This is a genomic window from Pseudoalteromonas sp. MMG012 (assembly GCF_018100875.1).
In the GTDB taxonomy this organism is placed as follows: Bacteria; Pseudomonadota; Gammaproteobacteria; order Enterobacterales; family Alteromonadaceae; genus Pseudoalteromonas; species Pseudoalteromonas aurantia.
Genome location: NZ_JAGJEF010000011.1, coordinates 48,970 through 72,182, shown reverse-complemented (window position 1 = coordinate 72,182; position 23,213 = coordinate 48,970). Strand labels below are relative to the sequence as shown.

22 protein-coding genes are annotated in these 23,213 nt (G+C 40.1%); 12 read left to right on the top strand and 10 right to left on the bottom strand.

Going from position 1 to position 23,213, the window contains the following annotated elements:
* Window positions 1-3 precede the first annotated feature (3 nt).
* From glgB to J8L97_RS06045, 3 genes are read right to left on the bottom strand one after another with little or no spacing between them, the layout of a single operon-like run.
* On the bottom strand, window positions 4-2,232 hold the full coding sequence (glgB, locus tag J8L97_RS06055; RefSeq protein WP_211048243.1) for a 1,4-alpha-glucan branching protein GlgB: 2,229 nt from the start codon (window positions 2,230-2,232) through the stop codon (window positions 4-6).
* A complete protein-coding gene (gene malQ, locus J8L97_RS06050) occupies window positions 2,225-4,213 on the bottom strand; it encodes a 4-alpha-glucanotransferase (protein WP_211048242.1) in 1,989 nt (662 codons plus the stop codon). Before malQ ends, glgB begins: the two co-directional genes overlap by 8 nt.
* Window positions 4,214-4,219: 6 nt before the next feature.
* Window positions 4,220-4,525 carry an isoamylase early set domain-containing protein gene (locus J8L97_RS06045; protein ID WP_192510128.1) on the bottom strand — a complete coding sequence of 102 codons (306 nt, stop codon included), beginning with the start codon at window positions 4,523-4,525 and terminating at the stop codon, window positions 4,220-4,222.
* 466 nt (window positions 4,526-4,991) lie between these two features.
* On the opposite strand from J8L97_RS06045, the gene J8L97_RS06040 reads away from it, so the two are divergent.
* Window positions 4,992-6,908, top strand: a complete 1,917-nt coding sequence (locus J8L97_RS06040) for a bifunctional diguanylate cyclase/phosphodiesterase (protein ID WP_211048241.1) — start codon at window positions 4,992-4,994, stop codon at window positions 6,906-6,908.
* A 7-nt stretch (window positions 6,909-6,915) separates the two neighbouring features.
* Here the strand turns inward: J8L97_RS06040 and J8L97_RS06035 are convergent, their stop codons facing one another.
* Window positions 6,916-7,344 (bottom strand): Lrp/AsnC family transcriptional regulator, encoded by a 429-nt coding sequence (locus tag J8L97_RS06035; protein ID WP_211048240.1) that lies wholly within the window; start codon window positions 7,342-7,344, stop codon window positions 6,916-6,918.
* A gap of 232 nt (window positions 7,345-7,576) precedes the next feature.
* Here J8L97_RS06035 and J8L97_RS06030 point away from each other — a divergent pair, with 232 nt between their 5' ends.
* From J8L97_RS06030 to J8L97_RS06005, 6 genes are all read left to right on the top strand, one after another.
* Complete coding sequence (locus J8L97_RS06030; protein ID WP_211048239.1) at window positions 7,577-8,782, top strand: aspartate aminotransferase family protein; 1,206 nt, start codon at window positions 7,577-7,579, stop codon at window positions 8,780-8,782.
* A 41-nt stretch (window positions 8,783-8,823) separates the two neighbouring features.
* Entirely contained in the window at window positions 8,824-9,843 is a 1,020-nt protein-coding gene (gene astA / locus J8L97_RS06025; protein WP_211048238.1) for an arginine N-succinyltransferase, read from the top strand.
* Between the two features lie 69 nt (window positions 9,844-9,912).
* Window positions 9,913-10,716 carry a DUF1338 domain-containing protein gene (locus J8L97_RS06020; protein WP_210994858.1) on the top strand — a complete coding sequence of 268 codons (804 nt, stop codon included), beginning with the start codon at window positions 9,913-9,915 and terminating at the stop codon, window positions 10,714-10,716.
* 414 nt (window positions 10,717-11,130) lie between these two features.
* Complete coding sequence (locus J8L97_RS06015; protein WP_210994857.1) at window positions 11,131-11,487, top strand: adenosine deaminase; 357 nt, start codon at window positions 11,131-11,133, stop codon at window positions 11,485-11,487.
* 4 nt (window positions 11,488-11,491) lie between these two features.
* Window positions 11,492-13,285 (top strand): DUF4105 domain-containing protein, encoded by a 1,794-nt coding sequence (locus J8L97_RS06010; protein WP_211048237.1) that lies wholly within the window; start codon window positions 11,492-11,494, stop codon window positions 13,283-13,285.
* A gap of 334 nt (window positions 13,286-13,619) precedes the next feature.
* Window positions 13,620-14,939, top strand: a complete 1,320-nt coding sequence (locus J8L97_RS06005) for a DUF2252 family protein (RefSeq protein WP_211048236.1) — start codon at window positions 13,620-13,622, stop codon at window positions 14,937-14,939.
* Here the strand turns inward: J8L97_RS06005 and J8L97_RS06000 are convergent.
* The gene (locus J8L97_RS06000; protein ID WP_211048235.1) at window positions 14,904-15,845 is read right to left on the bottom strand and encodes a ribonuclease Z; all 942 of its coding nucleotides are present in this window, start codon (window positions 15,843-15,845) and stop codon (window positions 14,904-14,906) included. The two genes, J8L97_RS06005 and J8L97_RS06000, sit on opposite strands and share 36 nt — an antisense overlap.
* Window positions 15,846-15,920: 75 nt before the next feature.
* Here J8L97_RS06000 and J8L97_RS05995 point away from each other — a divergent pair, with 75 nt between their 5' ends.
* The 4 genes from J8L97_RS05995 to J8L97_RS05985 all read left to right on the top strand — a co-directional run bounded on the left by J8L97_RS05995 (window position 15,921) and on the right by J8L97_RS05985 (window position 19,563).
* Window positions 15,921-16,184 (top strand): DUF3081 family protein, encoded by a 264-nt coding sequence (locus J8L97_RS05995; RefSeq protein WP_211048234.1) that lies wholly within the window; start codon window positions 15,921-15,923, stop codon window positions 16,182-16,184.
* 250 nt (window positions 16,185-16,434) lie between these two features.
* Window positions 16,435-16,719, top strand: coding sequence for a hypothetical protein (locus J8L97_RS23410; protein ID WP_247688552.1), 285 nt, complete (start codon window positions 16,435-16,437; stop codon window positions 16,717-16,719).
* Window positions 16,720-16,936: 217 nt separating this feature from the next.
* On the top strand, window positions 16,937-18,541 hold the full coding sequence (locus J8L97_RS05990) for an AbgT family transporter (RefSeq protein ID WP_192510117.1): 1,605 nt from the start codon (window positions 16,937-16,939) through the stop codon (window positions 18,539-18,541).
* 386 nt (window positions 18,542-18,927) lie between these two features.
* Window positions 18,928-19,563: a glutathione S-transferase family protein gene (locus J8L97_RS05985; RefSeq protein ID WP_211048233.1), complete on the top strand. Its 636-nt coding sequence runs from the start codon at window positions 18,928-18,930 to the stop codon at window positions 19,561-19,563.
* Here the strand turns inward: J8L97_RS05985 and J8L97_RS05980 are convergent.
* The 5 genes from J8L97_RS05980 to J8L97_RS05960 all read right to left on the bottom strand — a co-directional run bounded on the left by J8L97_RS05980 (window position 19,554) and on the right by J8L97_RS05960 (window position 22,001).
* On the bottom strand, window positions 19,554-19,982 hold the full coding sequence (locus tag J8L97_RS05980; protein WP_211048232.1) for a GNAT family N-acetyltransferase: 429 nt from the start codon (window positions 19,980-19,982) through the stop codon (window positions 19,554-19,556). The genes J8L97_RS05985 and J8L97_RS05980 overlap by 10 nt on opposite strands.
* The gene (locus J8L97_RS05975; RefSeq protein ID WP_211048231.1) at window positions 19,982-20,236 is read right to left on the bottom strand and encodes a hypothetical protein; all 255 of its coding nucleotides are present in this window, start codon (window positions 20,234-20,236) and stop codon (window positions 19,982-19,984) included. The genes J8L97_RS05980 and J8L97_RS05975 overlap by 1 nt, the downstream gene beginning before the upstream one ends.
* Window positions 20,229-20,681: a DMT family transporter gene (locus tag J8L97_RS05970; RefSeq protein ID WP_211048230.1), complete on the bottom strand. Its 453-nt coding sequence runs from the start codon at window positions 20,679-20,681 to the stop codon at window positions 20,229-20,231. Before J8L97_RS05970 ends, J8L97_RS05975 begins: the two co-directional genes overlap by 8 nt.
* A complete protein-coding gene (locus tag J8L97_RS05965) occupies window positions 20,678-21,322 on the bottom strand; it encodes an NAD(P)H-dependent oxidoreductase (protein ID WP_211048229.1) in 645 nt (214 codons plus the stop codon). The genes J8L97_RS05970 and J8L97_RS05965 overlap by 4 nt, the downstream gene beginning before the upstream one ends.
* Before the next feature lie 82 nt (window positions 21,323-21,404).
* On the bottom strand, window positions 21,405-22,001 hold the full coding sequence (locus J8L97_RS05960) for a Crp/Fnr family transcriptional regulator (RefSeq protein ID WP_211048228.1): 597 nt from the start codon (window positions 21,999-22,001) through the stop codon (window positions 21,405-21,407).
* 93 nt (window positions 22,002-22,094) lie between these two features.
* Here J8L97_RS05960 and zapE point away from each other — a divergent pair, with 93 nt between their 5' ends.
* Window positions 22,095-23,192, top strand: coding sequence for a cell division protein ZapE (gene zapE / locus J8L97_RS05955; RefSeq protein WP_211048227.1), 1,098 nt, complete (start codon window positions 22,095-22,097; stop codon window positions 23,190-23,192).
* Window positions 23,193-23,213 lie beyond the last annotated feature (21 nt).

Sequence of the window (23,213 nt, the reverse complement as noted above, 5' to 3'; positions counted from 1 at the left end):
TGGTTAACCCGTAATTCGCTTTAAGTACACAGTGGCTAAAGGAGGAATTGTAAGCACAATACTATTGTCGAAGCCATGCGCAGGGGTTGACGTTGATTCAATTAATTGCTGTTTCGCTGCAACAGCCTTCACGCCAGAGCCATGCAGGTTTTCATCATCTGTATTTAAGATAACTTCATACACACCTCGCTGCGGTACGCCAACTCTGTACTGGTGAAACACTTGAGGGGTAAAGTGACTAATGACCACAATAAGATCATCTTTAGAATGACCATATCTGGCAAAGCTAAAGATACTTTGCTCCGCATTATCACCATCAATCCACTGAAAGCCCGCTGGTGAGTTATCGCATTCATGCAATGCGCTTTGTTTTTTATAGACGTGATTTAATAATTTGACCGTTGCTTGTATTCCCGAATGAGCTGCTGAATCAAGTAATTGCCAATCTAAGCCTTGATTGTGATCCCATTCTGACCGAGGTGCCAATTCACTCCCCATAAACAACAGCTTTTTACCCGGATGTGCATACATAAAACCGTAATACGCTCTCAATGTTGCAAACTGTTGCCAATCATCTCCGGGCATTTTACTCAACAATGCCCCTTTGCGATGAACGACTTCATCATGACTAAGTGGCAAGATATAGTTTTCAGAATAAGCGTACGCCATAGAGAATGTCATTTCATGATGATGATAACGGCGATGAATGGGGTCGCGACTGACATAATTTAAACTGTCATTCATCCACCCCATATTCCACTTGAACCCGAAGCCTAACCCGTTATTGTTAACACTATTGGTGACGCCTGGCCATGCTGTTGACTCTTCTGCAACCATCATAATATTTGGGTTGTGTCCGTAACATCGACTATTTACGTCTTGAATACATGCAATTGCGCCTAGATTTTCACGTCCGCCATGTTTATTTGCAATCCATTCACCATCATTACGACTGTAGTCTAAGTAAAGCATTGATGCGACAGCATCCACCCGTAACCCATCGAGGTTAAACTCGCTAAGCCAATACATCGCATTTGCAAGCAGGAAGCTCTTTACTTCTGGTCGATCGTAATTATAAATATAGGTATTCCAGTCTGGGTGGAAACCTTGCCTAACGTCAGCATGCTCGTATAAATGTGTGCCATCAAATTTATGTAAACCGTGTGGATCTGAAGGAAAGTGCCCTGGCACCCAGTCGATTAAAAGCCCTAGATTTTCATCTTCACACCGTTCAACAAAGTAAACGAAATCATCGTAACTCCCAAAACGGCTTGTCGGCGAGAATAAACCAACTGGTTGATAGCCCCATGACCCATCGAAAGGGTATTCACTCACAGGCATTAACTGCAAATGTGTAAAGCCTAAGTTCTTTACATAAGGAAGCAAATCATCCGCTAATTCGCGATAGGTTAAAAAGCGATTACCCTCTTCAGCGCGGCGTTTCCATGAACCAAGCTGCACTTCATAAATGCTAATAGGGGCGTCAATTTTATTCCGTTTAGCTCTGCTGTTTAACTGCTTAGATGAAGGTTTTTTTCTTACGGTCAAAGGCTGTATCACAGAGGCGGTACCTGGCGCTTGTTGCATCTTAAAAGCAAAAGGGTCCGCTCTATCATTCACATTCCCGTAACTGTCAACAACGGAATACTTGTATATTTGCCCTGCGTTCAGTGCTGGTATAAACAATTCCCAAATACCACTGGCTGGATGCTTACGCATGAAATGCTCTGTTCGCTGCCAACAATTAAACTCGCCAATGACCGAAATACTTTGTGCATTCGGAGCCCACACAGCAAATCGTACACCACTTACATTTTCATGAGAGACAAAATGGGCGCCAAGATGGCGATATGCATGCTCCAGTGTCCCCTCATTAAATAAGTACAATACACTGTCACTTAAGCTACTACCGAAACGATAGACATCGTCTTTTAAAACTGTTTGGTCTGCATATGCCACATCTAGCTTGTACGGAATTGGCAGATCATCTTTATTCACTCTTACTAAAAATAAATCACTGTTCACATAACGTTTAAATACGGATTTATGGTTTTTTCCTACTAACGAAACGTGCTTCGCACTCGGCAAATAAACGCGTACTTCGTACTCTGTATCACTGAGTTTATGCGCTCCTAAAAACGAGAATGGGTCACCAAATACCCCTGCTTGGAGTGCTGCCAGCTGCGCTGAATAGTCATGTATCTTATTGGTTGGTTTTAATATGCTATTCATGACCTGTCCTAATATCCGTTAAATTTTTAATGAAATGGGCGTGTTCCGCAAAAATATCGTCAATTGAATGCGTCAAACGTCTTCGCCAATTAGGGTACTCTTTATCTGTGCCTGGTATATTTACTGGTAATGATTGAAAATCTAAATCATCGAGTTGAAGGCAAAGGAGTTTAGATGGTGAACTTGCCAATACAATCAGTAACGCCTGATAAATCGCACCCGACTCACTACTTTGCGTCAGACCATTTTTGCCATGTTCTGATAGCCAGGTTAACAATCGTTGCCGCTCAACACTTCGTTTCTGTTGCTCGGTACCGAATTCACGCTCTGTGATCAAATTGTAAGTGTACTTAAGTTGCAAATCATCACCGTACCACCAGCCCTTAAATGGAGGAACATCATGATTAGCAACCATCAAAATCGTATCTTCACGCAAACAATCACGTGGTACAAAGTTTCCATGATGGTCTTTTTCAAAATAGAAAAGAATATTTCCAAATAATGACGCTTCTTTCATTGAAGTAACCACCTCTGGCGGCACAACCCCGAGGTCTTCTCCAATGATCATGCTCTGAGCAATATTTGACTCGATTTTCAATATCGCCATTAAATGTTCAAAGGGGTAATAAACATAACAACCACTTTGTTCCTGCTCTACTTGTAAACACCACCAAAGCCGGCGCAATGCCATTACGTGATCGATGCGCAGTCCACCTACATAATTTAAATTACTTCGCACTAATGTTTTAAAAAAACTAAACTGGTTATGTTTAATCTTCACCGGATCTAAAGCGGGCAATCCCCAATTTTGTCCCCCTTCAGCCCAAGGGTCCGGTGGCGCGCCAACATTTGCATTTCCAGCATATAATTGACTATTTTCTGTATATTCAATGCCATCTTCTGCACAACCTACCGCTAAGTCATTTATTAACCCAACCGACATCCCACTTCGCTTTGCAACTTCTTGACACCTCTGCAGTTGTCTTGAGGCAAGCCATTGGCAAAAAACAGCGAAGCCCGCTCCCTTTAAGCCTGTCAGCAAAGAGCTTTGCTCAGATTGATAGCAAATGAATTGTGTTTTTAAATCCTCGGGTGCATGAGACTTAAACCCTTTATATAGTCCCTGTAGAACTGAATGTTTAACGTCACTAATCAAGCTATAATTAATGTATTGTTCTTGCTTTTGAGTTTCTAAAAGCTTGGACGCAGCTTCTAACTGTGCGTTATATTCATCACTGTCATGTGCCCAACGGCAGTTATCTAATGAAATATAAAGTGGATTAATTAATCCCCTATGGTTTGGGCTATATGGGCTGGCTCTATCTGGCTCATCTGGAAACAATAAGTGCAGAGGGTTAAGCAAGACAAAGTCGCAGCCTGATTTAGCACAGGCAATAATTAACGCTTCGAGGTCTAAAAAGTCCCCTATCCCCAAATTTCTCTCGCTTTTTAGCGTATACAGTTGGACTGATATCCCTAATTGCTTTTTTTCTATGGGATTGAAACATTGGTTTGGAGTAGACCAGATTTGAGTATTATATTGACCCCAAGGTAACGAAATAACAGCATCATGATAGCCAATAGGCATCGGTGGCAATGGTACCTCTAGTTCCAAATACGTTATATTGTCATAATAATATTCACCGGTAACTTTTAAATGCGCAGTATCAAAATTATGCTCGTAGTTGATAGTTCGAACTGATATGACGCCGTGTGTAACTCTGTTATGCGCAGGTACTTTGATGCTCAGTGTACTACACTGAGCATCAACTAAGCTGACTTCAGGTACTACCGATTGCCACTGAACCACGTCTAGCTGATAATTTAACTCAGCGATAATTTGCTCATCGTTGGTATCAATGCCGCAAGCCTGTAACGCTTGGCTACGGGTATTTTGATCAAAAATGACATGCTCACCGGTGTACTTAACATAGTCGTAGCCAACACCATGCAAGTAAAATAATTGCTGTAATCCACTCATTTGTATCTACAGCGCTGTTTTTTGGGTATTTACCACACTATTTTGTGTACCAAAACTATTGGTAACATAAGCATCTGCTTTGTGGTCGTTATCCCATAGCTCTCCATCAATCAAATATCTAAAATGGAACTGTTTATCTGTTGGTAAGCGATATTTACTCTTAAACGTCCGTTCCTTTTTATTAAACTTCATCGTCACGGGTTCCCAATCTGTAAACTCAGCAACCAGTTGCACTTTTTTTGCTTCAGGGTGAGAAAATGCGAATGTGACTTCAGCTTCGTCTTTTGTTTTAAAAAAACGTTTTGTTAACATAGCAGGCTCCAAATAAATCGTTTTGGGTAATTACGTCCTTGCCCCTGCGCCGTGCTTTTAACTACTCAACAATCGGAAACGGTGGGCATCATTGCACATTACAACAAAACAATATTTATGCTTTATGACAGTGCAATAGTTCAGTATTTGCACCAACTAGGTGCTATTTAATACCATTTAAGTCTAAATTTTCATTCTTGCTAGTATAATTAGCAAAACATAGACCAAATTGTGAGAGTTATTAAAAATTAGGTGAGAACTCTTCTCATGTAAAGTGAATTTATCTAAAGATTGACTACAATCATTGTATTGTTTATTCCTTTTGCAATAATCGTGGTAAGCAGTAAACTTAATTGAAATAAAGGAAAAAAGCGTGTAAAAGATTATAATTCTAATGGCTTAGATATGTATAATAAGGTGTCACGTCAAAGCACGAGTTAATTTAAGGTTCTGGATTTAGCCAATTATGAGTAAAACATTAAAAGTATTAAGCTTTTTAGCAGTGAGCACGTTTTTATTTGGCTATGTTTTTAACATACTTTTTTCGAAGACCTGCGTCGATGCTCGCTTGGGATTTAATAATATATCACTAGTTGAAATTGCTGATCATTCAAGCTCAGAAATGCCAACGCCTTGGTATCAGCTATTCATATTTGGTCAACAGTTTATCACCTATCAAGACGACACGTTCGTACTTTTAGATAAGCATAACGATAATTTAATACTCGCTAAAAACTCAGAATTACTAACAACCACATTGTTATCGCCAACTGCTTTGGTGAGTTTTTGTATGTTAATATTCACACTAATCTATCTGTTTAGGGCTGAACGGAAAAAATATAGGCATAGCATCGCGCTAAACTTGGTCCGCACCGACTTAACTAAATTACTTGAATCTCTTGATATCAAAACTCAAATTTTGCAGCATGGTGGATTACTAGCGCAAATAAGCCATGCAGTTCATGTCATAGCAGATAACGTTGATCGTATTAAACTACAAACAGATAGCAACCTATATCAAGACAAATTAACTCAGCTCATCGATCGCCATGCCTATCTAGAACATCTAGATATTCAATTAACAGAAGCCGAAAAAAAGCACCAACATTGTGGCTTACTATTTATTGACTTAGATGGGTTTAAACAAGTTAATGATTCATTTGGCCATAGCTTTGGTGATGAAATTCTCATTCAAGTTGCAAACCGCTTGTCCAGCATCGTCAAGCAATATGATATTCAAGATATCCACCCAATCCATGGCCTCGAACAAAATTTATCTCGCTTAGGGGGGGATGAATTTTCAATTTTTATTCCCAAAATTGAAGATGCTAGTTTTTGTACCCGCGTGTCACAAACTATTTTAAATGAAATCGAAAGAGATTTTGTGCTCGGCAATAAAATAGTTAAAATTGGCGCGAGTATTGGTATTGCTATCTACCCAGAGAGTGCTTCTCACCCGCACGCATTGTTGCAAATGGCTGATGTTGCGATGTATAGAGCAAAAACCGACGGTCGAGGTATTTTCAAAGTTTATTCTCCAGAAATGGGCAGTAAAATCCGTCGCTATCACTACCTATTAGAAGAGTTACGACTTGCAATTGCATCGCAAAACTTTCATTTATCTTTTCAACCAATAGTACATGTTGAAGACTGTGCAATTGACTACTTTGAAGCGTTAATACGTTGGCATCATCCCATAGAAGGATTGATACCCCCTGCTGAATTTATTCCGATTGCAGAAGAGTCAAACCTCATCTTGGAGTTAGGGGATTGGATATTATTAGAGTCATGTCGTCAAATGTCGGCATGGCACAATGCAGGAATGAAAAAGGTCAAAATCTCAGTCAATGTATCTGGAATTCAGTTAAAACACCGACCAATCGCCAAATGGGTTGAACAAACATTAGAAAAAACAGGACTGCCAGCCAGTTCACTGATGCTTGAAATTACAGAATCAACGCTTATCACAGCCAGTGAAGAAATCATCGAGCAACTTGAGGCCTGTCGCCGAGCGGGTGTAACGATTGCGATTGATGATTTTGGTACTGGATTTAGTTCGCTTAGCACACTTGCAGACCTGCCAATTGATGTTATTAAAATTGATAAACTATTTATTACACAGGCCAGTCAAAATCAGAAATATCATAAAATACTGAACTCAATCAGCGAGCTGGGTAACCAACTTGGACTTAAAATTGTTGCTGAAGGTGTTGAGCAAGCTGAACAGTTCGAGCTAGTCAAAAGTATGGGGATCCGATGTGTTCAAGGCTATCTTGTAAGTCGCCCCGAAACGTCACACAACGTCGGTACTAAAGTGCTCAAAGGCAATGTCAATCATATTGCCTCAACGGGAACAAGTATTTGGTTACCTGACAGTAAATAGCCAAAGTTTAACGGGTAAACTTTGTTTCTAAAACGACCGATGAATTTGTTCGTTCGACTCCATCTAAATTGCCAATATCATCTAATATATGGTTAAGCTGCTCAAGGCTTTGTGCTGCAACTAGGGCAATCATATCGTATTCCCCACTAATGGCATACAACGCACTGACTTGATTGATATGCTTCAAAGCTATTGTGGTTTGAGTAGTGAGCTTTTGCCGCACTTTGATTGATACATGCGCAGACACTAAACCCGCAATATAGGCTGCGCCAAATTCAACACTGTAGCCTTTAATGACCCCTGACAGCTCAAGCTTTAGTAACCTACTTTGCACTGTAGAACGAGAGACATCTAAGTTTCTCGCTAAATCTGAAATACTGGCACGTGCATTACCTCGTAACAAACCAATGAGCTTTTCATCGTGTGAATTTATCATATTGACTATTAATTTCGTTATTTTGACTTTTATTTTAATCATTTTGTACATTTTTGCACTGCATATTTACTTCATTACCAGTAATAATGGTCCTAATAAATAGAACATATACAGTATTGAACACTAAAATCGCTTTTGCATTACCAAACAATTTTATCAAAAGACGTTGTCTTCACATAAATTCGTTTGCTTAGTGGTCAATAGTAGTTGAAGTAAAATAGAGGAAGTTGTCATGCAAGCTAACCGTGAATTATTCGATCAAGTTATGGTACCTAACTATAACCCGTCAGAAATTATCCCAGTAAAAGGTAAAGGCTCTCGAGTTTGGGATCAAAAAGGCGATGAATATATCGATTTTGCAGGTGGTATCGCTGTTAACTGCTTGGGTCACTGCCACCCTGCTTTAGTTAATGCACTAAAAGAGCAAGGGGAGAAAATTTGGCACCTATCTAATGTCATGACAAATGAACCTGCACTTCGCCTCGCAAAAAAAATCACCGACGCAACATTTGCTGACAAAGTATATTTTGCCAATTCAGGTGCCGAAGCTAATGAAGCTGCACTCAAGCTTGCTCGCAGGTTTGCACTTGATAAACACGGTGAGCATAAAACACAAATTATTGCTTTTAATAAAGGTTTTCATGGTAGGACATTCTTTACTGTGACTGTGGGTGGACAAGCCGCTTATTCTGACGGTTTTGGCCCTAAACCTGCTGATATCGTACATTGTGATTACAATGATTTAGCCGCATTTGAAGCCCTAATTAGTGACACTACCTGTGCCGTAATGATGGAGCCATTGCAAGGCGAAGGCGGTATCATTTCACCTAACAAAGACTTTATCGAAGGGGTGAGAGCTCTTTGTTCCAAACACAACGCTTTGCTTATTTTTGACGAAGTGCAAACAGGCGTAGGTCGTACAGGCGACTTATACGCATATCAAGGGCTAAATGTTACACCTGATATTTTAACCACCGCAAAAGCACTAGGTGGTGGCTTTCCAATCGGCGCTATGATCACCACAACAGACATTGCTGTACATTTAAAAATAGGTACTCATGGTTCAACCTATGGCGGTAATCCACTCGCTTGCGCAGTTGCTGAAGCTGCTTTTGACACGGTAAATACACCGTCTGTTTTGGACGATGTTAAACGTAAAGAACAACTTTTCCGTGAAGGCCTATCTGCCATCAATGACAAGTTTAAAGTATTTAGTGAAGTCAGAGGAAAAGGGTTGCTACTCGGTGCCGTTTTAAATGACGATTACACAGGGCGTGCGCGTGACTTTTTAGTTGCAAGCACCAAGAATGGATTAATGGCACTGGTCGCTGGCACGAACGTTGTTCGCTTCACACCATCATTAGTAATTTCTGATGATGACATAAAAGCTGGTTTAGCACGCTTTGAGCTTGCTGTTGCTGATGTCGTTAACGGTTAATTCATTTAGGGGCTCTTGAACAGAGCCCCTAAGGTTGCACTATGCATATATTAAGACCAATTAAAAGCACTGATTTTGATGCACTACGTCAAATAGCTGAAGAGTCTGGACATGGCTTCACATCATTACCTGTGAATGATGACATGCTCAGAGAAAAAATAAATCGCTCAGAGCAAAGTTTTATAAAACAGATATCTACACCGCAGGACGAAGGGTATTTATTTGTTCTTGAAGACAGCGAAACAGGCGATATAATGGGTACAACCGCCATCGAAGCCGCCGTTGGTATGACGGTTCCACTGTATCATTATCATCAAGGTAAAACAGTACACCACTCCCCAACACTTGGCGTATATAACACGGTTGATATTTTATCTATGTGTAATGACTACACTGGCGCGAGTGAAATATGTACTCTGTTTTTACGAGAGCCATATCGTAAAGGCCTAGCAGGTCGGTTTTTAAGCCGTTCGCGTTTTACTTTTATGGCGGATCACAGTGATCGGTTTAGTAATACGGTAATTGCTGAAATGCGAGGGGTAAGTGATGAAAATGGGCATTCTCCATTTTGGCAATGGCTACAAGAACATTTTTTCAGCATTGAATTCCCTCAAGCAGACCACTTAGTAGGACTTGGCGAAAAGGTATTCATTAGCGAATTAATGCCAAAGTACCCTATTTACGCCAACTTACTGAGCGAAAAAGCACAAGCGGTTATTGGTAATGTGCATGAAAAAACTAAACCAGCATTACGCCTGTTAGAAAAAGAAGGTTTTGAACACCGAGGCTATGTTGACCTATTTGATGCAGGCCCCACCGTTGAAGCGAGACTTCACAACATTCAAACGGTACAAGACTCATCTGTGGCAAAAGTGAATATCTGCGAGCCAACCGGAACCGGCAGTTTGGCGATTTCCAATCAGAAGCTCAATGACTTTAGAGCAACTTTCACTGAAGAAGCGCTTTACCATCCGCAAAATAACACTCTAGACTTACATCCAAACGTAGCGAGCGCACTGAATGTAACCTCTGGTGATAGCGTGAGAATATTTAAATTATAACCTTGATGCGTCGAGCTTAATTCGCACCAAGTTTAACGCGATATCAATCGCAATATATAGGACCCCATTATGCACAACAATGTCGACAAATTATTTCAATCCCTGTGGAATAACTATTTAGAAGTGACGCCTTCAGCAGTCAAAGTTCACGAATTACTTGGCTCAACTCAAAAAGATGATGTAATCAATGATCATATTGCTTTGCGTACCTTTAATCTGGAAAAAGTGGGATTAGAAAAACTCGCAGCACACTTTATCGCAGTTGGTTATAAAGAGTGTGGAGAATACCATTTTGAAGCTAAGAAGCTGTATGCCAAACACTATGAACATTCAGATCCGACTAAACCGAAGGTATTTATTTCAGAACTGCTAGTAGAAAAGTGCTCTGACACAGTACAAGCAGCTGTAAAAGACATGGTAGCAAAAATAGATGAACATGCTGTAACAGCAGATAATTTCTTATATTCAGGTACTCATTGGCAAGTAAGCCATGACACATACCAAGCATTGCTTGCTGAAAGTGAATATGCTGCATGGATGGCCGCTTGGGGATATCGTGCTAACCACTTTACCGTAAGCATTAATTATTTGAATAACTTCACGACAATTGATGCCGTAAATCAGAATCTAAAGAATGCAGGGTTTGAATTAAATACTGCAGGTGGTGAAATCAAAGGCTCTCCAGAAGTACTTCTTGAGCAATCATCTACTTTAGCTGACCATCACCCGGTGCAGTTTTCTGATGGAGAATTCAAAATTCCAAGCTGCTTTTACGAGTTTGCGCTACGGTATGCAAAACCAGACGGTGAATTATACACCGGCTTCGTAGCTGCATCTGCCGATAAAATCTTTGAAAGTACGAATGCCAGATAACAGATAAATACAATGCACGTACTATATTGAAAACATTCATATAGTACGTGAAAATTGATACGTTTATAGGAAAAAAGATAAACCAGCATAATGTACTTCGTTCTCTCTTACTTTTTAATCACTTTATACCTTAACGATAGAGTTAATACATGAACATTAAATTAAATAACAACAATAAATAAATTTCTCTCACTTTCCATATGACCAAAATATAAAAGCACACTTCAAAAAAACACTAAAAATCAAATTTAAAACAACAACGTAAATCCATTTCATGTATGTATATATTGATAATTCATTTACTTACATTTACGATTAAGCCCCACAGTTATTGAAAAAAAACGAATTATAAGGTACATTCCCTGCGCTCTAAAATATGAGTGTTAGAAATCACAAGAAATTAAGGGAAAATTCATGAAAACGCTATTGTCTGCTACAGTAATCCTTACACTCTCTGGCTGTGCCAGTGTAATGACTTCAGACCAACAAACGATCAATGTAACTTCTTCAAATAATAAAGCGGTAGAAGTACGTGTAGACGACAAAATTATCACGACACCAGGCACTGTCATCGTTCTTCGTGATGGTAAAAATAAAGTTGCGCATAGCACCAGTGGAAATTGCGACAAATCTACTGTTATTGACAAAAAAGTAACGCCTGTATTTTTTGGAAACCTTCTTATTGGTGGTGTATTAGGTTCAACAACAGATGCATCGACAGGCAAAATGTGGGATTACTCTGACGTTGAAGTACAATGTAACCCTGAATAAGTACATGTTAAGTAATACACTAAAAAGCTGCATTCATGCAGCTTTTTTAATCTCTTCCATTTGCATTTCTCAGGCCAGAGCTGAGGCAAACGAAATTACCCGTATAGCAAACTCCCCAATTTGGTTAACCCTTATTCACTCATGGCACAATAACGCACAAATAACCGACGCTAACTTCCTTTTAAGTCTTCCTAATTATTCAGCAGCAAACGAATTGACCGAAACATTAGCACTCATAAAATCGGATTCACAAGCTGCGCTGTGTCGATTTCCAGCTCGTGTGACTTATCTTGCAAATGCTCTAAATATTCAATTAACTGGTGCTCAAATAGAACACTGCCCCGAACTGCAAAAATTTATTAACCATGTGCCATTCGATGCGTTAGACGTTGTTTATGCGTCTGAAGTACTTTCATCTGCATCTAGCATGATGGGGCATATTTTTTTAAAAGCGAGCGGTGTTAACTTTAAAGGTAACTTAGTCGAACATTCTTTAGCCTATTTTACCGAGATTGATACTCTCAACCCAGCGAAATTGATTGTCGACAGCACAATAAAAGGCATGCCTGGTTTTTTTTCAGTACGCCCATTTCATAAAGACAAAGCCCAATACCGAGATACAGAGTCTAGAAACCTATGGCAATTTAAATTAGACCTCTCCAGTGCACAAAAAACCTTGATTCAATATCACTTGTGGGAATTAAATCAAATAAATATGACATACTATTTTCAGTCATTTAATTGCGCAACATTAACACTAGAGTTACTTGCTCTTGCCAAGCCAAACATAATGTCAGAACGTAGCATCTTTGTTAGCCCTGCCGATATTGTTAAAGCGGTGTTAAAGCATAAAATGGTTCTTGAAACAAACGTCTCTACAAGCCCAATATGGTTATTTAGTGCACTTAACGATACGATTGATCCAACCGATAAGAAACTCATTGATCAAGCTCTACAATCAGAGCCTGAACATATTGCTGACAAAGCACTACTTAAACGCCCTCTCGTTTACGATTATGCCCGCACTGTTATTGAAAATTCGAAACCGTACAAAAGTACCCATAAACACAATCCTGAAATAACCAATTTACCGAATGAAAAGACAGACCGACTCGATTTTTCAAACTATAAGCACCCAGCTTTAACTCCACAAGATTCTGGTATTGGTTTGTCATATAGCAATGAGGAGAACGCGGATAAAATTAAGCTTCATTGGTTACCTACAGGGCATTACATTCATGGTGACAATAGCCAATATCTTAGTGAGTCTGAACTGACGATGGGCAACACAACTTTAGAGGTTGATTTGGACACTGGCGCTGTGAATATAGAAGAGTTATCTATTTACTCGGTTAAAAGCTACGGAAAAGATAACCCCTATTTCCCTATGTTATCGGGCGAGTTCTATATCGGTTATCGACCGTCTTATAATAAGTTATTAGACAACGATTCATTACTAGAAATATCTGGGGCCATCGGTAAAACTATGAATATCTCAAAAGACATTTCTGGATTCTTACTTATTGGCACAGGACTGACTTCTGATATTAAACACTCGCAATGGTTTGTGAACTCAAAATCGGGTGTGATCATCGACCTTATTGGTGATTTGAAGCTCATCGCTAGTTATCAAGTCAACTCAGGTAAAGCTAAGCAAACAAATGAGTATCACTCTCTAGATACGCATATCAGTTGGTTTCCATCTCAAAATAGTTCAATTACGCTCAGCTTGTCCCGTGTAAAAACAAGTCAACTGCAACATCAGAAGCTTGGCTTGCAGTATATAAAGTACTTTTAGTTACCTCCTCATTTATCAAAAGCAACGCTGTTTATTGTATGGCTCACGCTAAACAGATAACAGTAGCGCTTTTGACAGTCAATACTCCTTAAATCAAACATGATCTCACTCATGTATTGAGCGTCGTATAATTGTCATAATACTGAGGTAGCGTGACTAACGTGTCTATCTATGTTACCGATGATTCAAGGTAACTCTATATAAATCAAAGTGGTATATAGTTAAACATAGATACCGCAATACAATAATGAACGCGGATACACAATGGTTCCGTATTTTTTACGGTATAGAACAGCTAATTTCTTAGTTAAGAACATCGGTTAAAGGACATATTATGATAAGAAAAAACACCATCCGTGAACAACTGCAGCTGGTCGATGAGGTAACCCCTGAACACTCGATCAACAAACATATAAAAATGGCGAGCAGCCCATTTTTCTTTTTCCGTGGTAGTGCCGCTCTTATGTACCAAGACATCGCGTGTGGATTAATCGATATACCACAGGCGCTGTACACATTGCCTTTAACGAATATTGTAGGTGATTGCCATACTGGAAATTTTGGATTCATTAGCGAGGAAGGCTCTCATGGCGACACCTTAATATTTGCGCCTAATGACTTTGATGATGCCTGTATCGGCAATATGATTTGGGATTTGTTCCGGTTCACAGTCAGCCTCTATTTAAGCCAAAAGCATTGTCAGAACTTGCAAGAAAATAGCGATGATTTAAAACTCCGACAAAAACCACTCGTTACAGAACAGCAAGTTGACTCTGCTGCATTGGCTTTTTTCGACCAATATTTACATGCATGTGCTCGCTCTATCGAGGGCACTCTGAATAATCAATCTGCACTGACTGAATTTGATAAAGAACACATATTGCACAAACGCTGGCAGAAGGGTTTACAGCGCATGGCTGGAGGTGCAGCTTTTTTAACGAGCAGTACACTCGCAAAAGAACTTGACCTCACTAAAGCACCTCTTCGATTCAAAACAAATCCACAGCGCTTTGAGCCAATACCAGAACAGCACAAGAGTGATTTAATGAAACATTTCTCACCGTATGTTGACGATACAATATTGGATTGCGTAGAACGGTTAAATGCAGGGACTGGCTCAAATAATATGCGTCGCTACTATTTACTTGTGGGTCCAAAGCAAGTAAACAGCGATGCAAGCCAATTAAATCTATGCCACATTGTTGAGGTAAAACAACAGCGTCGTGCAGCACCTTTACATAACTTCCCTTCACTTAGCCCCATAAATGAACTCAATGCCGCGCATCTTACCGTAAATTGTCAACGTAAAATGCAACGTCGACCTGACCTCGTACTTGACGATACACTATGGCAACAACAAAACTGGTTAGTACGGTCTCGTCATCACGCCCGAGTAGGTCTAGACCCTGAAGATTTTTGCTTAGGAAAGCGTGCAGCTCAAAAGCAGGGACTTCAGCAATTTGCGCAAAGCTGTGGTTACACATTAGCACTGGCACATATGCGAGGCGATCGGCGCTCGCTCAATTTCCAGCAACAGTGTATCGATACGTTGCCCAAATATGTACCACATTTAATTCGAGCAGCACACGTTTACGCAAAACAAATAGAGGTTGATTGTTCATTGCTGGCTGAAATGCTTAGCAACGGAGACTGACTCAAAATCTTCAGCCAATAGCAATTGCCCATCATAATAAGTTGCCGCCTCTTGGCGCAACTTATCTAACTGACCGACCCCATGATAACGCACACTAAAGTGAAATAGCACAAGCAGTGGAATTTGGCATTGCTGTGCAAATTCTGCGACTCTTTTTGCATCCGAGTGACCCGTATGTATGCCTACCTTATGTAAGTCGGACTGCGTAAATGTCGCTTCATGCACCACCACATCAACACCTACTATGTATGGTTTCAATAGTGCCGGTTTTTCATTATCTCCACATACAATTATTACGCGAGGCCGCCAGCTTGGGTACGTATATTCTTTAGCGCTCAGTAACTTTCCTGAAAAATTAACATCGAAGCCTCGCTGTAATTGATTAAAATGGGGCCCCGATGGAATACCTTGCTGAGTTAGCTTATTGAACCTTAATTTATTGGGAATACATTTTTCAGTGATTTTAAAGCCATAACTCGGGACCCTATGTTGTAACTTAATAATTTCAATAGCGAAATCATCAAAATCAAGCTTATTGTTTAGCGCCTCAATGATATGGGTATGCAAATCAAATCCGAGTGATAAATCCGTTAACTGTATTGCGTTATGTACAAACTCGATTACTTGTTTTGGCGCAACAAGATTTACGGCCGCTTTTCGACCGCTCATAGACATAGATGCCAATAAACCCGGTAAACCATAGCAATGGTCGCCATGTGTATGTGTGATACAAATTGTGCCCAAGTGATACGCGGTATATTGACTTTTGAGGACCTGATGCTGCGAGCCTTCACCACAATCAACTAATAGCCACTCTTTTGATTTATCAAAGCCAATGGCTGTCGCCGACACATTTCTAAATACACTCGGACTTCCTGAAGAAGTACCTAAAAATTGGATTTTCATATAAAAAGAACGAAAACTAAGATTACATTAATCGTACCTGAGTTCTAACACGTATGAACAGTAGAAGAGGTGAATATGAAAAATGACATCGACAGCAAAACGATATTACGTGTCTACGAGTTTATTCAAAAGCATGGCGTACAAAATAATGACCAGAAGCACGCGCATGGTCTCGTCGCGTTTTCTGATTTTGATGGATATACCATTTACTTAAAAGGCTGTGGTGTCTTGATGCGCTATGGTTTTCACAATACATATCACCTAGAGTATCAACATGAACGCCAAAAGCACGCCTTCTTAGAAAAAGTTAAGTACCTAGATACGCTCGCGTTATCTTAATCAAGGCTAAACCTATGTATCAAAAACGACCCGCACGAGGACGCTTATCACGCCTTAGAATAAGTAACCTCAGCTCTGGATAAACGAATTTGCCCAATAAAGCTATTTTTCTCACTCTCAGCGTTGCTTTCATTTGTAATAGCCCGCTATTACTGCATAAAAGCGCCTTGATATTGAAAAAAATATCATCATTGGATTGTACGTAAGTTTGTTTTCAAAACATTTTCTATTCCAAAACCCTTATCCAAACCTGAGGTTAAATACTCCTCCTTGTGACTACCTAAACAGTGTGCTCAACGAATTAAGGGTAAAACCGGAAAAATTGCGCATTATCAAAGCAAACTGTGAATACTATAAAACTCAGGTTTATTTAAAACGTGGCTTTTTACTTGCTATAGAACGCATTGAGTGGGTCCTCGCATTAGACAATGACATACAAAGAATATGTAATCAAATTAGCGCTAACGATTATATTGGCAACCGGATTCGCCTCTATCCATTGCTGTTTAAGGGGGTGGTTACGACCCATGAGTAAAGCTGCCTCACTCTCACTCGCAAGCGTTGAACACATTGTGACTTAACACAAAGCAGACCTCTACAGACTTAACATAGCAATGTGTTGGAACTTAATGCTGGCGTATTTAATTACTTAACTTTTTAACGCATTAATGACATAAATCACCGTATCTAAATGACCCACGCAATAAAAAGTGATACCTTATCGCCAATTTTTACACTTGAGAAATTCAGCTATGTCAAATGCAGTAGAGACAACAGCTCAAAAGGATGATAACCCTCAACAACCAAAAGGTTGGTTTAACCGTTTTTTAGCCACCGTTGAGTTTTTGGGTAATATGCTTCCCCATCCAATCACTTTATTCGCAATGTTCTGTGTGGCCATTGTGGTATTCAGTGGCATTGCCGACTGGTTTGGGCTCAGCGCCATAGACCCTCGCCCAGAAGGAGCCAAAGGTCGTGATCCAGATGGTATTATCGAAGTCGTCAGCTTACTCAGTGCCGAAGGTCTTCAAAAAATTGTCACCGGCCTTGTAACCAACTTTACGGGTTTCGCGCCTCTTGGAACCGTGCTGGTCGCTCTACTTGGCGTCAGTGTTGCTGAGCACTCAGGGATGTTATCTGCTGCCATGCGTGGCATGGTCATGGGCGCTTCAAAACGACTTGTGACTTTCATGGTCGTATTCGCAGCAATCTTATCAAATACAGCGTCAGAGTTAGGGTATGTTGTCCTTATTCCTTTGGCTGCGATGATCTTCCATAGCTTAGGTCGCCACCCATTAGCTGGTTTGGCTGCTGCATTTGCAGGGGTGTCCGGCGGTTATAGCGCAAACTTGCTGCTCGGTACAATTGATCCACTGCTAGCTGGGATCACAACGCCTGCAGCACAAATGATTGATCCGACCTACCAAGTTGGCCCTGAAGCCAACTGGTACTTCATGATGATATCGGTATTTTTAATCGCTATTGTTGGTACCTTAGTCACAGAAAAAATCGTCGAACCTCGATTAGGAAAGTACAACCCTGAAGAGGCTAGTATCGATTTAAATGAAAATAATATCGATCATTTGTCAGATAAAGAACGTTCAGGATTAAAGTGGGCAGGTGTCTCTTTACTCGTTGTTTCTGCACTATTGGCACTGACAATCGTACCTGAAAACGGCATTTTACGTCATCCTGAAACAGGAGCAGTCGCAGGCTCTCCTTTCTTAAAAGGCATTGTTGTATTCATTTTTGTTACGTTTGCCATTCCAGGTTTTGTGTATGGTCGCGTTGTTGGCACTATGAAGAACGACCGTGATGTCATTGATGCAATGAGTAAATCAATGAGCTCAATGGGAATGTACATTGTACTTGTGTTCTTTGCAGCACAATTCGTTGCCTTTTTTAAGTGGACAAACTTAGGCACTATTTTAGCAATCAATGGCGCAGCCTTACTACAGGCGCTGCATTTAACCGGTCCTGAAGTATTTGTATTGTTCATACTCATGTGTGCCTTAGTTAACTTAACTTTAGGTTCTTCGTCGGCACAATGGGCCGTAACAGCCCCCATTTTTGTGCCTATGCTCATGCTCATCGGCTATGCTCCTGAAACAATTCAAGCAGCTTATCGAATTGGTGATTCAGTAACTAACCTAATCACACCGATGATGAGTTATTTTGGCTTAATATTGGCAGTCGCCACCAAATATAAGAAAGACATGGGTATTGGCACATTAGTAGCAACTATGTTGCCTTACAGCATGTTTTTCTTAATTGGTTGGGTCGCGTTGTTTTATATTTGGGTGTTTGGATTTGGTTTCCCAGTTGGACCCAACTCCCCTATTTATTACACACCGTAATACACTATAAAAAAATGCCAGCTTTGCTGGCATTTTTTATTTAAGTAACCTCAGGTTTGGATAAGGGTTTTGGAATAGAAAATGTTTTGAAAACCAACTTACGTACAATCCAATGATGATATTTGTTCAATATCAAGGCGCTTTTATGCAGTAATAGCGGGCTATTACAAATGAAAGCAACGCTGAGAGTGAGAAAAATAGCTTTATTGGGCAAATTCGCTTATCCAGAGCTGGGGTTAAGTACATAGTTGTTGATACAAAAAGCGTGAAGGAGAACGTAATTATTTGTTAAATGGTAATTGCTAGCCTAAAGTTGAAAGTTAGAAATTGCCAAAAAGGAGCTTAGGTTTCATATGAAACGCTTAAACAAATCACAAAGGTAATTTATGTATACACTTTTTTATTATCCTCGTAATGCCAGTCTTGCCCCTCATTTTGTTTTAAAAGCTTTAGATGTACCATTTCAGCTTGAACTCGTTGACAGAAAAAAAGTTGCACAAAAATCGGCACAATACTTACGCTTGAATCCAACAGGACGAATACCCACCTTAGTAGATGATGACTTTGTATTATGTGAAAGTGCAGCAATATGCCTGTACTTATGCGAAAAGCACCCAGAAAAGCACTTGATCCCTGAAGGCCCTCAAGCCAAAGCGGCGTTTTATCAGTGGCTCATGTATTTAACCGGTACACTGCAGAATGAGTTAATGGTGTACTTCTACCCAGAACGCCATACACAAAATGCCATTATGTATGACGATATAATAAAAACACAACAAACCCGGATCAGTGATGCTTTAGCTATTTTAGACCATAAAGTTGGCGAAAGTGATTATCTCATTAATGACCAATTCACTGTATGTGACTGTTACATGTTTATGTTATGCATATGGGCAGACGAGATAACGAAGCCTCCTTTAAGTTTTGCAAACTTAAACCGTTACTTAAAACGCCTAGCAAAACACCCTGCTATAACGAGTGTCTGTGAGTTTGAAGAGACCGACCTCACTATCTATAAATAACTTGATAGAAACCCTAGGGGCACAAAACCAAGACTTTCATAAATTTTTAGCCCCTTTTTTGATGCCTGTAATGACATAGACTTAGCGCTACTCCCCCTTGCTTGCTTTTCTAGCTGCAATAGCGCCTTACCTGCCAACCCCCGACCTCGGCCGGCTTGTGTAATCGTCATTTGATGTATGCCTACATCATGTCCTTGAGCCCAAGTTAATACAGCCCCCACCGGCTCGCCTTCGTTTAGAATAAAATAAAACTTAGAGCGGCTATCAATAAACGCTCTTGCAATTGGTGCTTTATCAATTTTATAGCCAAACCCAGCACTGCCTAGGGACAACCATAGATCTAGCTCACTCTCACTTGATAGGATCTTTATCGTGTTATCATCGCCAATATCAACATCGTCTAAAAGTAATTTATGCATTACCACCAACACAGATACCTCATTTGAGTCCGGCTTTCTTTTAGTATCAAAACCAACCCCCTTTTTTCTCGCGGTTTATCACGCTTATATCCCCTGATCACATTAGCCGGTTCATCAAAGAGCAGTGGCTCATGCCATACTTTATGAGGCCACTGACCGTGAATACGCAAGTTTTGGTGTTTTGATACATCACCATAGCAATGCCACAATGACAGTAAATTTTGAATGTTTTCTTTAAGATAAAAATTACGCATACCCTTTCCCTTTATTAACTAAATAAATACCCACTAGCAAAGCTAGAATCCCCAATACTTTTGTGGTTGTTATTGGTAGGGGTTCTGTATGGAACCACCCAAAATGATTAATCATCATGGCCATTAATAGTTGCCCAGTTAAAACCAAAGACATGAGATTTCCAATACCCATTTTTGGTATTAAATAGTAACTTAAGCCAACACCAATCACACTAAACAGCCCGCCCACCGTCCATAAATACCAAGGCACTTTTGTTGCAGTTTGCAGGTCAATTACAGGTCGTTCAGTTGAGAGATAAACCACCATTGCGTAGCATCCACTGACAAAAAAAGCCGTGGTAGTTGCCAATAATGGGCTTTTGAGCAAAACACCAAGTTGCGCGTTCATACTGGCCTGAAAAGCAATCGCCGCACCAGCAATGCACGCAAGTAAAACATACATCATGATGTAATATTGAGCACCAGCTCACTCAATGGCTTTCTTACTTTTACTGCATCAGCACTTTGATCGTTTCTATGGCGGTAACCTATCGGGCAAGCAAGTACTGTTTTAAGGTGCTGCTCACCTAGTTTTAAAACATCGTCATACGCTTTTGTGTCAATGCCCCCAACTGGACAGCTATCGACCCCCAAACTTGCAGCCGATACAAGGAATGTCCCTAACGCAATATTTACCTGCTGACTTGCCCAATGAAATTGTTGTTCAGCCGTCATTGCGGTCAGTGCATCACGCATATTTTCTTCCATTACCTTCATTTTCGGCGCTGATATTGTACTGACGTGTGAAAACACCGAGAAATAGTGTTGTATCATAGTGCGTATATCAGACATATCCGCAGCAAATATCAATAGGTGACTGTTAGTAGAAACTTTTTCTTGCCCACAGCTATGAGCAACCAATGTTTTCTTTAATGCGGGGTTTTCAATCACGATAATTTTATAAGGCTGTAGTCCATAAGAAGACGCACTTAAACCCGTCATCGTAAGCAACTGAGCCAAACACTGTTGAGACACTTTTTTATCTGAAAACTGACGCACCGCATACCGCCAGTTTAAATAAGTAGAAATATCAGGGTAGCAAGTCATTACAATTATCCTCAATCATTTAATGTGGATTCATTGTATGGATAGGCCACGCTTACTTCATTTACCTATGTAAATACCTCGACTAATTTTCAACAAAATTTAATGACTTTCGAATACGGCTTAATTGTGTTGCAGAAATGCCAAGATGTGAGGCAACATGGTACTGGGCAATACGATTGGTAAGTGTGGGCCATTGCTGTAAAAATAACAGGTAACGCGCAGTGGCATCTTGTTGTACAAGTAAAATTTCCCTCTGGTCTTTATCTAATAGCCAATTGGCTTCTAGATATTTAATTTGAAATGCCATCAGTTCATTGCTAGTAAATAAGTAGGTGCGATAACGGTGAAAGTCAACTTCCACGAGTTCACAGTCTGTTAAGCACTCAATCCCCTGATCAGTTGCTTTGCCCAAATGTAGCGCACTCATAACTCCTGGAAACTGCCCTTCAATAAAAAAACGCTTGTTATACTCTTGGCCTAACTCATCACATGCGTAGAGTCTTGCAACGCCTTTGTGCAGAAAACAATAACTGGTTGGCATTTGAGAAAACGGGTATAAATGTTCGCCCTTACTTTTGGTGATCACCCGGCAAAAAGATAAAAATCGTCGCCAAGTTTCATCACTTAACGAAAAAAAAGCGTCCATTTCATTGCGCATATGGCTGTAGATAGCTGACATATAACCTCCTTATCAAAACTTCAAACCTTAAGCATCTAGGTTAATACCTATGAATATGCTCTAATACTGACAAATAATTTTACAGACTACTCAATGCTGCAACAATACCAGGCACAAATTCAATCAGGCAAACTCATTAACGACGTTGCACAACAGCACGCCCTAAATTATTTAACTCGCTTACAAGAAAAACTTGTTAATCAAAAGCCTTGTAGTGGCGCTTATTTATATGGTCCGGTTGGCCGTGGAAAAAGCATGCTAATGGACTTGTTTTTTAGTACGTTAGATAACATTCCAAAACAGCGTTTACACTTTCATCATTTTATGGCATTAGTCCATAAAGAGCTAAATCAACTACAAGGGGCTGCCAACCCATTGCAATTAATTGCAGATACTTGGGCCAACAAAACCAAGGTGCTCTGCTTTGACGAGTTTTTTGTCTCTGATATTGGAGACGCCATGATCATGGCCAGACTATTTGAACATTTGTTTAAAAATGGCCTAGTATTAGTCACCACATCAAATTGTCAGCCAGATCAACTATACCGAAATGGCTTACAACGAGACCGCTTCCTGCCGACCATTGAATTACTAAAGCAACACTGTGAATTAATGAGTGTACATGGTCATATCGACCACAGGTTTAACCATGGGTTTGATCCGAGTTATATCTTTATCGAAGATCCTAGGCCATTCGATGACGCGCTTAAAAATGCACGCCAGCACTGCACCTCATTCAAACAGGTGTTCAATATTGATATTTGCAATCGACAAGTAGCAACGCTATGTTGCGCCAATAACCTAATTGCCTTTGATTTTATGCAGCTTTGTTCTGCGCCAAGGGCTACAGCTGACTACATGTACCTCGCACAAAATTATCCAGTTATATTTGTTAAGAACGTACCACAAATGGGTGTATTCGCTGACGATAAACATACCGCACAAGGTATTGAAGATGGCTATAAACGAGCACAACAGTCGGTGCAAAGCCACCAACTTGACGATGAAGCTCGAAGATTCATTGCCTTAGTGGATGAATATTATGACCAACGCTGCTTAGTTGTCATGCATTGTGCCGTAGAGCTTCAGTTATTGTACGTCGGTAAACAGTTAGCATTTGAATTTGAACGAACTAAAAGCCGTTTGGTCGAAATGCAAAATTGGTCTATCACCGAGCGTTTAATGCAATAATTTATCCTAAGCACGAAAAAC